Origin of the sequence: Streptomyces sp. x-19 (genome assembly GCF_046549115.1) — a bacterium.
Taxonomy (GTDB): Bacteria; Actinomycetota; Actinomycetes; order Streptomycetales; family Streptomycetaceae; genus Streptomyces; species Streptomyces albulus_C.
The window spans coordinates 793,427-804,903 of the sequence record NZ_JAJPWK010000001.1; the positions used below are offsets into that span (position 1 = coordinate 793,427).

Consider the following 11,477-nt stretch of genomic DNA (forward strand, 5'->3'; position numbering starts at 1 on the left):
GCGGCGTGATGAGCATCGAGCGCGTACGGACCGACAGTCCGTGGGAAGAGACCATCGGCTTCGCGCGCGCGGTGGCCGCCGGCGACCGGGTCCTGGTCGCCGGCACCATGCCGCTGGTCGGCGGCGTCCTCCAGGGCGAGGGTGACCCCTACGTCCAGACCAAGGTCGCCTTCGGGAACGCGCTGGCGGCGCTCAAACCCTTCGGGCTGGGCGCCGCCGACGTCCTGCGCACCCGGATGTACCTGACCCACCTGCGGGACGCGGACGCCGCTGCCCGCGCCCACCGCGAACTGTTCGAAGCCGCCCCACCCGCCACGACCCTGGTCGTGGTCTCCGGTTTCGTCGACTCCCGCGTCCTGGTGGAAGTAGAACTAGAAGCGTTCCGGGACCTGTCCCCGGAAACCGAGCGAGAGGGCTGAACGACATGACCCTGGCGGTCCGCGTCATTCCCTGCCTGGACGTCGACAACGGCCGTGTCGTCAAGGGCGTCAACTTCCAGAACCTCCGTGACGCCGGGGACCCGGTCGAGATGGCGAAGGTCTACGGCGACGAGGGCGCCGACGAACTGACCTTCCTCGACATCACCGCCTCCTCCGGCAACCGCGAGACCACCTACGACGTGGTCCGCCGTACCGCCGAGCAGGTCTTCATCCCGCTCACCGTCGGCGGCGGGGTGCGCACCGCGGAGGACGTCGACAAGCTGCTGCGGGCCGGCGCCGACAAGGTCGGCGTCAACACCGCGGCGATCGCCCGCCCGGAGCTGATCAAGGAGATCGCCGAGCGGTTCGGCAGTCAGGTGCTGGTGCTCTCCGTCGACGCCCGCCGCACCGCGTCGGGGTCCTTCGAGGTCACCACCCACGGCGGTCGCCGTTCGGCCGGGATCGACGCCGTCGAATGGGCGCACCGGGCCGCGGAGCTGGGCGCCGGCGAGATCCTGTTGAACTCCATGGACGCCGACGGCACCAAGGACGGCTACGACGTGGAGATGATCGAGGCGGTGCGCCGGCACGTCAGCGTCCCGGTGATCGCCTCCGGCGGCGCCGGCAAGCTCACGGACTTCGCCCCCGCGGTGGCGGCCGGCGCCGACGCGGTCCTGGCCGCCTCCGTCTTCCACTTCGGCGACCTGCGCATCGGCGAGGTCAAGGGCGCGCTGCGCGAGGCGGGACACCCGGTGCGGTGACGTTCCGCGTGCGGGCCCGGTGCCCGCACCGCACGGGGCCCCCGCCGCGTCCTCGCGGTGGGGGCCCCGGTGCGTTTGAGGCCCTCGCCGGGTCAGCGCTGCTTGCGGACCGCCCGGACGAACTCCCGGTTCATCTTGGTGATGCTGAACAGCGGGATGCCCTTGGGACAGGCGGTGGCGCACTCGCCGGCCAGGGTGCAGCCGCCGAACCCCTCGTCGTCCATCTGGGCCACCATGTCCAGCACCCGGGTCTCGCGCTCCGGGGCGCCCTGCGGCAGCACGTTGAGGTGGTTGACCTTGGCGGAGGTGAAGAGCATCGCCGCGCCGTTGGGGCAGGCCGCGACGCAGGCGCCGCAGCCGATGCACTCGGCGTGTTCGAAGGCGAAGTCGGCGTCCGGTTTGGGCACCGGCGTGGCGTGCGCCTCGGGGGCGGCGCCGGTCGGCGCGGTGACGTAGCCGCCGGCCTGGATGATCCGGTCGAAGGCCGAGCGGTCCACGACCAGGTCCTTCACCACCGGGAACGCCGCGGCCCGCCACGGCTCGATGTCGATGGTGTCGCCGTCCTGGAAGGAGCGCATGTGGAGCTGGCACGTGGTGGTCCGCTCCGGGCCGTGCGCGTCGCCGTTGATGACGAGCGAGCATGCGCCGCAGATGCCCTCGCGGCAGTCGTGGTCGAAGGCGACCGGGTCCTCGCCCTTGAGGATGAGTTCCTCGTTGAGGGTGTCGAGCATCTCCAGGAACGACATGTCCGGGGAGATGCCGTCCACCTCGTAGGTGGACATGGTGCCCGGTGCGTCGGCGTTCTTCTGGCGCCAGACGCGCAGGGTGAGGGACATCGCGGGGGTCGTCCCCCGGGGGGCGGCGGTCATGCGTAGCTCCGCTGGGTGGGGTGGACGTACTCGAACACCAGGTCTTCCCGGTGCAGGGTGGGGGCGGTGCCGGTGCCGGTGAACTCCCAGGCGGCGGCGTAGGAGAACGCCTCGTCCCGGCGGGCGGCCTCGCCGTCGGGCGTCTGCGACTCCTCGCGGAAGTGGCCGCCGCAGGACTCGCCGCGGTGCAGCGCGTCGAGGCACATCAGCTCGGCGAGCTCCAGGTAGTCGACGATGCGGTTGGCCTTCTCCAGCGACTGGTTGAACTCCTCGCCGGTGCCGGGCACCTTGATGCGCCGCCAGAACTCCTCGCGGATCTGCGGGATCCGGTCCAGGGCCTTGCGCAGGCCCTCTTCGGTGCGGGCCATCCCGCAGTACTCCCACATGAGTTCGCCGAGCTCGCGGTGGAAGGAGTCGGGGGTGCGGTCGCCGTCGACGGCGAGCAGCAGGTTCAGCCGGTCCTCGGTGTCGGCCAGCACCTCCTGCACGTCCGGGTGGTCGGCCCCCACCTCGTCGCCGTGCGGGTGCTTCGCCAGGTAGTCGTTGATGGTGGCGGGGAGCACGAAGTAGCCGTCGGCCAGGCCCTGCATCAGTGCCGAGGCGCCCAGGCGGTTGGCGCCGTGGTCGGAGAAGTTGGCCTCGCCGACGGCGAACAGGCCCGGGATCGTGGTCTGCAGGTCGTAGTCGACCCACAGGCCGCCCATCGTGTAGTGCACGGCCGGGTAGATCCGCATGGGCACCTGGTACGGATCCTCGTCGGTGATCCGCTGGTACATGTCGAAGAGGTTGCCGTACTTGGCCTCGACGGCCGCGCGGCCCATCCGCTGGATCGCGTCCGCGAAGTCCAGGTACACGCCCTGGCCGCCGGGGCCGACGCCGCGGCCCTCGTCGCAGACGTTCTTCGCGGCCCGGGAGGCGATGTCGCGCGGCACGAGGTTGCCGAACGAGGGGTAGATCCGCTCCAGGTAGTAGTCCCGCTCGTCCTCGGGGATCTCGTGCGCCGGCCGGGCGTCGCCCTTGGCCTTCGGCACCCAGATCCGGCCGTCGTTGCGCAGCGACTCGCTCATCAGCGTCAGCTTCGACTGGTGGTCGCCGGTGCGCGGGATGCAGGTCGGGTGGATCTGGGTGAAGCAGGGGTTGGCGAAGTACGCGCCGCGCCGGTGGGCCCGCCACACCGCGGTGGCGTTGGAGTTCATGGCGTTCGTCGACAGGTAGAAGACGTTGCCGTAGCCGCCGGAGGCGAGCACCACCGCGTCCGCGAAGTAGGTGGAGATCTTCCCGGTGATCAGGTCGCGGGCGACGATGCCGCGGGCCCGGCCGTCGACGACGATCACGTCGAGCATCTCGGTGCGCGGGTGCATCTCGACGTTGCCCGCGGCGATCTGTCGGGACAGTGCCTGGTAGGCGCCGAGCAGCAGCTGCTGGCCCGTCTGGCCGCGGGCGTAGAACGTCCGGGAGACCTGGACGCCGCCGAAGGACCGGGTGTCCAGCAGACCGCCGTACTCGCGGGCGAACGGCACGCCCTGCGCCACGCACTGGTCGATGATCTCCACCGAGATCTGGGCCAGCCGGTGGACGTTGGACTCCCGAGCCCGGAAGTCGCCGCCCTTGACGGTGTCGTAGAAGAGGCGGTGGACGGAGTCGCCGTCGTTGCGGTAGTTCTTCGCGGCGTTGATGCCGCCCTGCGCGGCGATGGAGTGGGCCCGGCGCGGCGAGTCCTGGTAGCAGAACTGGACGACGTGGTAGCCCTGTTCGGCGAGGGTGGCGCCGGCCGAGCCGCCGGCCAGGCCGGTGCCGACGACGATGACCGTGTGCTTGCGGCGGTTGGCCGGGTTGACCAGCTTGGCCTCGAAGCGGCGGGTGTCCCAGCGCTCGGCTATGGGGCCGGCGGGGGCCTTGCTGTCGACGACCGGTTCCCCGGTCGTGAAGTCGGTGTAGGTCATGGTCAGCTCACCAATCCGGTCATGACGCCCACGGGGACGGCGATGAAGCCCAGGGTCAGCACCAGCGCGAGCACGTCGGCCAGGGTCTTCAGGAGGCGGTCGCGGCTCCGGCTGCCGGCGCCGAGGGTCTGCGCGGCGCTCCAGAAGCCGTGCCGGACGTGCAGGCCCAGCGCGAGCATCGCGACGAGGTAGATGACGTTGCCGTACCAGGTGGAGAAGGTGTCCACGACGTTCTGGTACGGGTGGCCCGGCTGGAAGCCGCCGGCGTGCACGGTGCCGGTGGTCAGGTCGAGCACGTGCCAGACGATGAACAGGCCGAGGATGATCCCGCCCCACCGCATCGTGCGGGTGGCGTAGCTGGCCCGCGGCTTCTTGTGCACGTACTTGGTCGGGCGGGCCTTGATGTCGCGCCTGCTGAGCTGGTACGCGGAGGTGGCGTGCGCGACGACGGCGGCCACGAGGACCACGCGGAACACCCAGAGCGTCCACTCGTAGTGCATGAACGGCTCGCCGAGGGTGCGCAGCCAGTGCGCGTATCCGTTGAAGGTGGTGGGCCCGAAGAAGATCTTCAGGTTGCCGAACATGTGGACGACGAGGTAGCCGAGCATGATCAGGCCGCTGACGGCCATCACTGTCTTCTTGCCGACGGTGGAGTCCCACAGTGCGCGCCCGCCCGTCGGCCGACCGCCGGGGTGCCGTGGGGCGGGGTTCTTCTTCGGCGGCCGTTGGTCCGTCCGTGTTGCCAGTGCCATGAGTCCCGACGGTAGGGACGCGTCCGCCATCAGTCCAAGACATGGTCCGGCTGATCTCGATAGGCTGCCCCTATCGTTGCCTTATATTCCCCTTATGCAGCTACAACAGCTCCGCTACTTCACGGCCGTGGCCGACACCCGCCACTTCACCCGCGCCGCCGAACGCGAACACGTCGCCCAACCCTCGCTCTCCCAGCAGATCCGGTCCCTGGAAAGGGAGTTGGGGGCCGAGCTCTTCCATCGCGCCCGCGGCCACATCACCCTCACCGACGCCGGCGAAACCCTGCTGCCGCTCGCCCGCCGGATCCTCGCCGACACCGAGACCGCCCGCCGCGAGGTCCAGGAGGTCGCCCAACTGCGCCGCGGCCGGCTCCGCCTCGGCGCCCCGCCCAGCCTCTGCGCCAGCCTCGTCCCCGATGTGCTCAGCGCCTTCCACGCCGCCTACCCGGGCGTCGACCTGATCGTCAGCGAGGACGGCTCCCAGGACCTGGTCCGGGCCCTGGCCGACGGCGACCTGGACCTGGCGCTGATCATCACGCCGCTGCCCGGCCAGGCCCCGGCCCTGGCCACCGCGGAGCTGCTGCGCGAGGAACTGGTGGTGGTCTCCGCCCCCGGCCGCCCGGCACCGGTGACCGGCCGTCGCACCCGGATCCGCGTCGAGGACCTCCGCGGCCGCCCGCTCGCGATGTTCCGCCGCGGCTACGACCTGCGGGAATTCACCACGGCCGCGTGCCGCGCGGCCGGCTTCGAACCCACCTTCACCGTCGAGGGCGGCGAGATGGACGCGGTCCTCGGCTTCGTCCGGGCCGGGCTCGGCATCGCCGTCGTCCCCAGCATGGTCGCCGAACGCTCCGGCCTGCGCATCACACCGTTCGCCACCCCCGGCATGCACCGCGTGATCTCCGTGGCCCACCGCGGCGACGTCTCACCGCCGCGCGCCGCCCGCGAACTGGACCGCATCCTGCGCGCGCACCTGGCCGACGACGCGCCCTGAGCGGCGGCGCCCGCCGGGGAAGGCCCCGGCCCGCGCCCGTCAGACCCCCAGCTTCGCCGACCTCAGCTTCGCCACCGCTTCCGGCTCGCCGTCCAGCTCCACCTTCGCCGCGTCCAGCCGGCCGAAGGCGAACATCGTCAGTTCGCCCGGCTCACCGGTCACCGTCACCACCGGAGCGCCCCGGTGCGCCACCGCGGTCTGCCCGTCCGGCCGCCGCAGCACCACGCCGACCGGCGCCTTCCGGCCCAGTACCCGGGCCGCTCGCTCCAGCCGCGCCCACAGCGCGTCCGCGAAGACCGGGTCCAGCTCGCGCGGTGTCCAGTCCGGCTGGGCCCGCCGCACGTCCTCGGCGTGCACGTAGAACTCGACGGTGTTCGACGCCTCGTCGATCTGCTTCAGTGCGAACGGCGACATCTTCGGCGGACCCGTCCTGATCAGGCCGATCAGCTCCTCGTACGGCTTCGCGGCGAACTCCGCCTGCACCCGCTCCAGCCGCCCCGCCAGCGGCTTCAGCACGATGCCCGCGGACGCGTCCGTGCGTCGCTCGCGAACCACCAGGTGCGCGGCCAGATCCCGCGTCGTCCAGTCGTCGCAGAGCGTCGGCGCCTCCGGGCCCGCGCTCTCCAACAAGTCGGCCAGAAGGAGCCGTTCACGCTTCGCATGGGTCGACATACCGCCAGCCTACGACCGCTGCGCGTCCCCTGCCACGGCGCACCCGCCCCGGCCCCGCGCCGCCGTCACCAGTGCAGCACGACCACCGCCACCACCACGGCCGCCACCAGCGACGCCACGAACACCGCCGCCAACACCCGCACCGCGACCTTCGCCGTCCGGTCCGGATCCGGCGGCGGTGCAGCGGGGGGCGCGGCGGTGGAGCCGGCGCGTGCGTCCGGGGGCTGCTGGTCCATTCCAGCAGGATGCCGCACGGCACAATGGACCCATGACCAGCAGTCGCGCCACCGCCCCCGCCCTGGACCCCGCCGTCGCCGCCCGCCTCAAGCGCGACGCCGACGGCCTCTTCCCGGCCATCGCCCAGCAGTACGACACCGGGGAAGTGCTCATGCTCGGCTGGATGGACGACGAGGCGCTGCACCGCACCCTCACCACCGGCCGCTGCACGTACTGGTCCCGCAGCCGCCGGGAATACTGGGTCAAGGGCGACACCTCCGGGCACGTCCAGTACGTGAAGTCCGTCGCCCTCGACTGCGACGCCGACACCGTGCTGGTCAAGGTCGACCAGGTCGGGGCGGCCTGCCACACCGGCGCCCGCACCTGCTTCGACGCCGACGTGCTGGCCGACGCACCCACCGCCGACCAGTAGGCTCCGCTGCCATGACCACGGGAACCACCGGCACCGCCGCACCGGACCTCGACACCTTCCGCACGCTCGCCAAGGACCGACGGGTCATCCCCGTCACCCGGCGCCTCCTGGCGGACGGCGACACCCCGGTCGGCCTCTACCGCAAGCTCGCCGCCGAGCGCCCCGGCACCTTCCTCCTCGAATCCGCCGAGAACGGCCGCACGTGGTCGCGGTACTCGTTCATCGGCGTCCGCAGCGCCGCGACGCTCACCACCCGCGACGGGCAGGCGCACTGGCTCGGCACCCCGCCCGTCGGCGTCCCCACCGGCGGCGACCCGCTCGACGCGCTGCGCGCCACCGTCGAGACCCTGCACACTCCCCGCGACCTCATCGAGGACGAGGGCCTGCCGCCCTTCACCGGCGGCATGGTCGGCTACCTCGGCTACGACATCGTGCGCCGCCTGGAGAAGGTCGGCGACCACGCCACCGACGACCTCGGCCTGCCCGAGCTCACCATGCTGCTCACCTCCGACCTCGCGGTCCTGGACCACTGGAGCGGCACGGTCCTGCTGATCGCCAACGCGATCAACCACAACGACCTGGAAACCGGCATCGACGAGGCGTACGCGGACGCGGTGGCCCGTCTGGACGCCATGGCCGACGACCTGTCCCGCCCCGCGCCCGCGAGCGCCGCCGCGCTCCCGCCGACCTCCGTGCCCACCTACACCGGCAAGTGGGGCGGCGAGGCGTTCATGGCCGCCGTCGAGGACGTCAAGGAGCGCATCCGCGCCGGCGAGGCGTTCCAGGTGGTGCCCTCGCAGCGGTTCGAAACCCCCTGCACGGCCAGCGCGTTGGACGTCTACCGCGTGCTGCGGGCCACCAACCCCAGCCCGTACATGTACCTCTTCCGCTTCGAGGGCGACGACGGCCGCGCCTTCGACGTGGTCGGCTCCAGCCCCGAGGCGCTGGTCAAGGTCGAGGACGGCCGGGCCATGGTGCACCCCATCGCCGGCACCCGCCCGCGCGGCGCGACCGTCCAGGAGGACCAGGCGCTCGCCGACGAGTTGATGGCCGACCCCAAGGAGCGCGCCGAGCACCTGATGCTGGTCGACCTGGGCCGCAACGACCTGGGCCGGGTCTGCGAGCCCGGCAGCGTCGAGGTGGTCGACTTCATGTCCGTCGAGCGCTACAGCCACGTCATGCACATCGTCTCCACGGTCACCGGCACGGTCGCCGCCGGCCGCACCGCCTTCGACGTGCTCACCGCCTGCTTCCCCGCCGGCACCCTCTCCGGCGCCCCCAAGCCGCGCGCCCTGCAGATCATCGACGAGCTGGAACCGACCCGGCGCGGGATCTACGGCGGCTGCGTGGGCTACCTGGACTTCGCCGGCGACTCCGACACCGCCATCGCCATCCGCACCGCCCTGCTGCGCGACGGCACCGCCTACGTCCAGGCCGGCGCCGGAATCGTCGCCGACTCCGACCCGGTCGCCGAGGACACCGAGTGCCGCAACAAGGCCGCGGCCGTCCTGCGCGCCGTCCACACCGCCAACCACCTGGGGAAATGACCCGACGCACCCCCGCCCACCGGCACACCGGGGCCGGTGGGCGATAGTGGTACGCGTGAGTGCCGCACCCCAGCCCCTTGCCGACACCGAGCCGTCGCCGTCCCCGGCCCGGCCCGCGCGCAGCGCCAAACGTTCCCTCGCCCCGGCCCTGCTGCTCGGCGCGGCCGGCGCCAGCCTGGCGCTGCTGGCCGCCGGCCGCACCTGGGCCCGGGGCACCGCGGTGCTCGCCCAGGGCGAACTGCCGCGCACCGTGACCGGCGCCGACGTGACCGGGGTGCCCGGCGCGCTGGCGGTGGTCGGCCTGGCCGCCCTGGTCGCCGTCTTCGCGGTCCGCCGGGTCGGCCGGATCGTGGTCGCCGCACTGCTGGCGCTCAGCGGCCTGGGCGTCACCGCCGCCGCCGCGCTCGGCTACGGCGACACCTCGGCGCTGCGCGAGAAGGCCGCCGACGCGGTCGGCCTGGCCGGCGCCGATGTGCATCACGTCACGCACACCGTCTGGCCCTGGGTGGCCGCCGCCGGTGGCGTGCTGCTGCTCCTCGCGGGGGTGCTGGCCCTGGTGTACGGCCGCTCCTGGCCCGCGATGTCGGGCCGTTACGAGCGCACCCCGGGCGGCGCCCGCGGTCCCCGGCGCGCCCCGGCGGCGCCGGACCTGGAGCGCCCCGAGGAGATCTGGAAGTCCCTGGACCGCGGCGAGGACCCCACCCGGTAAAAGGGTTCCGTCCGGCATCGGTGACAATGGACGACGACGGTTCCGCGCCCGGACCCCGGCGCGACTTCAGCAAAGAGGAGCACCCCATGTCGAGCAGTGGCCACGGACACACCCCCGCCGCCTGGACCGGCGTCATCATCGCGTTCATCGGCTTCTGTGTGGCCGGTGTCTTCATCGTGATGGCCAACGTGGCCGGCTTCTGGGCGGGCATGGTGCTGATCGCCGCCGGTGCCGTCGTGGGTGGCCTGATGCGCGCCGCCGGCATGGGCAAGGAGCCGAAGCGCTCCGCCAAGGTCGCCCCGGCCAAGGTCCAGCCGCAGGAGGGCTGAGCCCCGCCCGGCAGCAACCCGAAGGCGCCGCTTCCCGCGCCCCGTACGGCCCGCGCCCCGTACGGCGGCCGAGAAGCTGCGCCTTTCCGCTTCCGGTAGCAGCATCGGCACCGTGAGCGATCCCGTGGTACCGCTCGGGCCGGACGGCTCCCGGCCCGCCCGTGCGCTGCGCCGCCTCGCGGCACCGGTCGGCACCCTCGCGGCCGTGACCGCCGCCTTCGCCTGGGTGGGCGCCGTCGACCCGAACGAACCGGGCCACTACCCGGTCTGCCCGCTGCTGCACCTCACCGGCCTGCTCTGCCCGGCCTGCGGCGGGCTGCGCAGCGCCCACGCCGTCGCGCACGGCGACCTCGTCACGGCACTCGGCGCCAACGCCCCGGCGGTCGCCGGTTACGCCGCGTTCGCGCTCTTCTGGCTGGTCTGGCTGGCCCGGGCGGCCCGCGGCCTGCCCACCGCCGGCCCGCGTCCCCGACCGGTCCACTGGTGGGCGCTCGGCACGCTGCTGCTGGCCTTCACGGTCGTCCGCAACCTCCCCCTCGGCGCCGGGCTGCGCCCGTGACCCGCCCCGCCGTGGACGCCCCTCCCCGCGTCCCGGAGGTGTCCAGGGTGTGGGACCACGGTCCACCGGATGCGGAACCTGCTCCCGCAGGCGGATACCATCAGAGGACCGGTTGGGACAGTCGTCCGGTCCCACAGGTCACTGTCCACCTCCACCGTTCAAGAAGGAGGCCGCTCGCGTGAGCGTGCTCGATGAGATCATCGAAGGAGTCCGCGCCGACCTCGCCGAGCGGCAGGCGCGCGTCAGCCTCGACGAGCTCAAGGAGCGGGCCCGCAAGGCGCGCCCCGCGAAGGACGGTGTCGCCGCCCTGAAGGGCGAGGGCGTCCGGGTGATCTGCGAGGTCAAGCGCTCCAGCCCCTCCAAGGGCGCGCTGGCCGCGATCGCCGACCCCGCGGGCCTGGCCGCCGACTACGAGGCGGGCGGTGCCGCGGTCATCTCCGTGCTCACCGAGCAGCGCCGGTTCGGCGGCTCGCTGGCCGACCTGGAGGCCGTCCGCGCCAAGGTCGACATCCCGGTCCTGCGCAAGGACTTCATCGTCACCGCCTACCAGCTGTGGGAGGCCCGGGCCTACGGCGCCGACCTCGCGCTGCTGATCGTCGCCGCGCTGGAGCAGGAGGCGCTGGTGTCGCTGATCGAGCGGGCCGAGTCGATCGGGCTGACGCCGCTGGTCGAGGCGCACGACGAGGACGAGGTCGCCCGCGCGGTCGACGCCGGCGCCCGGATCATCGGGGTCAACGCCCGCAACCTTAAGACCCTGGAGGTCGACCGGGGCACCTTCACTCGGGTCGCCCCGGAGATCCCGGACCACATCGTCAAGGTCGCCGAGTCCGGCGTGCGCGGCCCGCACGACCTGATCGCGTACGCCAACGACGGTGCCGACGCCGTCCTGGTGGGCGAGTCGCTGGTGACCGGCAAGGACCCCAGGACCGCGGTCGCCGACCTGGTCGCGGCAGGCTCCCACCCGGCGATCCGGCACGGCCGGGACTGACCCGGTCGCCGAAGGCAGGACACTCCGAGATGACCGCCGTACCCCGCCGCCCCGAGGCCAGCCGCTCCGCGCTGCCCTCGTGGCACCGCGGCTGCCGGGCCCCCGCCCGGCGGGTCCGCGGGCGCCGGGTCCGGTACCACATCGGCTCCGAACCGGGTCAGATCAACGGGATGCGATGGCGCCCGGGGACCGCGCGCTGACGCGCCCGTCCCCGTAACGGCGGCGCACCACTGCGCGCAGCAGTCGTCACGTCATCCCCTTTCACCGGACCTCCGGGGCAGTGCGC

General features: G+C 72.8%; 15 protein-coding genes. 10 read left to right on the forward strand and 5 right to left on the reverse strand.

Translation table 11 applies throughout. The annotated features are described in order from the left end of the window. The first annotated feature begins 8 nt into the window (after nucleotides 1-8). Together ACLJT4_RS03695 and hisF are read left to right on the forward strand one after the other, a co-directional pair. On the forward strand, nucleotides 9-419 hold the full coding sequence (locus ACLJT4_RS03695) for a Rid family hydrolase (protein WP_016573058.1): 411 nt from the start codon (nucleotides 9-11) through the stop codon (nucleotides 417-419). Nucleotides 420-424: 5 nt separating this feature from the next. Beyond that, nucleotides 425-1,180 (forward strand): imidazole glycerol phosphate synthase subunit HisF, encoded by a 756-nt coding sequence (gene hisF, locus ACLJT4_RS03700; RefSeq protein ID WP_351467271.1) that lies wholly within the window; start codon nucleotides 425-427, stop codon nucleotides 1,178-1,180. A 92-nt stretch (nucleotides 1,181-1,272) separates the two neighbouring features. Here the strand turns inward: hisF and ACLJT4_RS03705 are convergent, their stop codons facing one another. The 3 genes from ACLJT4_RS03705 to ACLJT4_RS03715 are packed head-to-tail and all read right to left on the reverse strand — an operon-like array spanning nucleotide 1,273 to nucleotide 4,744. Beyond that, nucleotides 1,273-2,016 carry a succinate dehydrogenase/fumarate reductase iron-sulfur subunit gene (locus tag ACLJT4_RS03705; RefSeq protein WP_411121075.1) on the reverse strand — a complete coding sequence of 248 codons (744 nt, stop codon included), beginning with the start codon at nucleotides 2,014-2,016 and terminating at the stop codon, nucleotides 1,273-1,275. Nucleotides 2,017-2,045: 29 nt separating this feature from the next. Next, the gene (locus ACLJT4_RS03710; RefSeq protein WP_411120951.1) at nucleotides 2,046-3,992 is read right to left on the reverse strand and encodes a fumarate reductase/succinate dehydrogenase flavoprotein subunit; all 1,947 of its coding nucleotides are present in this window, start codon (nucleotides 3,990-3,992) and stop codon (nucleotides 2,046-2,048) included. A gap of 2 nt (nucleotides 3,993-3,994) precedes the next feature. Next, complete coding sequence (locus ACLJT4_RS03715) at nucleotides 3,995-4,744, reverse strand: succinate dehydrogenase (RefSeq protein ID WP_411120952.1); 750 nt, start codon at nucleotides 4,742-4,744, stop codon at nucleotides 3,995-3,997. 94 nt (nucleotides 4,745-4,838) lie between these two features. On the opposite strand from ACLJT4_RS03715, the gene ACLJT4_RS03720 reads away from it, so the two are divergent. Next, the gene (locus tag ACLJT4_RS03720; protein WP_233658144.1) at nucleotides 4,839-5,738 is read left to right on the forward strand and encodes a LysR family transcriptional regulator; all 900 of its coding nucleotides are present in this window, start codon (nucleotides 4,839-4,841) and stop codon (nucleotides 5,736-5,738) included. Nucleotides 5,739-5,777: 39 nt separating this feature from the next. Here ACLJT4_RS03720 and ACLJT4_RS03725 read toward each other — a convergent pair whose 3' ends face one another. Further along, the gene (locus ACLJT4_RS03725; protein ID WP_411120953.1) at nucleotides 5,778-6,410 is read right to left on the reverse strand and encodes a TIGR03085 family metal-binding protein; all 633 of its coding nucleotides are present in this window, start codon (nucleotides 6,408-6,410) and stop codon (nucleotides 5,778-5,780) included. Between the two features lie 65 nt (nucleotides 6,411-6,475). Next, on the reverse strand, nucleotides 6,476-6,646 hold the full coding sequence (locus ACLJT4_RS03730) for a hypothetical protein (protein WP_275465091.1): 171 nt from the start codon (nucleotides 6,644-6,646) through the stop codon (nucleotides 6,476-6,478). Nucleotides 6,647-6,678: 32 nt separating this feature from the next. Here ACLJT4_RS03730 and hisI point away from each other — a divergent pair, with 32 nt between their 5' ends. From hisI to trpM, 7 genes are all read left to right on the forward strand, one after another. Beyond that, the gene (gene hisI / locus ACLJT4_RS03735; RefSeq protein WP_233658147.1) at nucleotides 6,679-7,059 is read left to right on the forward strand and encodes a phosphoribosyl-AMP cyclohydrolase; all 381 of its coding nucleotides are present in this window, start codon (nucleotides 6,679-6,681) and stop codon (nucleotides 7,057-7,059) included. 11 nt (nucleotides 7,060-7,070) lie between these two features. Further along, complete coding sequence (locus ACLJT4_RS03740; RefSeq protein WP_411120954.1) at nucleotides 7,071-8,606, forward strand: anthranilate synthase component I; 1,536 nt, start codon at nucleotides 7,071-7,073, stop codon at nucleotides 8,604-8,606. Nucleotides 8,607-8,661: 55 nt separating this feature from the next. After that, complete coding sequence (locus ACLJT4_RS03745) at nucleotides 8,662-9,315, forward strand: TIGR02234 family membrane protein (protein WP_411120955.1); 654 nt, start codon at nucleotides 8,662-8,664, stop codon at nucleotides 9,313-9,315. A gap of 86 nt (nucleotides 9,316-9,401) precedes the next feature. Next, nucleotides 9,402-9,644 (forward strand): HGxxPAAW family protein, encoded by a 243-nt coding sequence (locus ACLJT4_RS03750; RefSeq protein ID WP_037632767.1) that lies wholly within the window; start codon nucleotides 9,402-9,404, stop codon nucleotides 9,642-9,644. 112 nt (nucleotides 9,645-9,756) lie between these two features. Beyond that, complete coding sequence (locus tag ACLJT4_RS03755) at nucleotides 9,757-10,203, forward strand: DUF2752 domain-containing protein (protein ID WP_411120956.1); 447 nt, start codon at nucleotides 9,757-9,759, stop codon at nucleotides 10,201-10,203. A gap of 178 nt (nucleotides 10,204-10,381) precedes the next feature. Continuing rightward, nucleotides 10,382-11,191, forward strand: a complete 810-nt coding sequence (gene trpC, locus ACLJT4_RS03760; protein WP_331248881.1) for an indole-3-glycerol phosphate synthase TrpC — start codon at nucleotides 10,382-10,384, stop codon at nucleotides 11,189-11,191. A 29-nt stretch (nucleotides 11,192-11,220) separates the two neighbouring features. Beyond that, the gene (gene trpM / locus ACLJT4_RS03765; RefSeq protein WP_016573044.1) at nucleotides 11,221-11,391 is read left to right on the forward strand and encodes a tryptophan biosynthesis modulator TrpM; all 171 of its coding nucleotides are present in this window, start codon (nucleotides 11,221-11,223) and stop codon (nucleotides 11,389-11,391) included. Nucleotides 11,392-11,477: the final 86 nt, after the last annotated feature.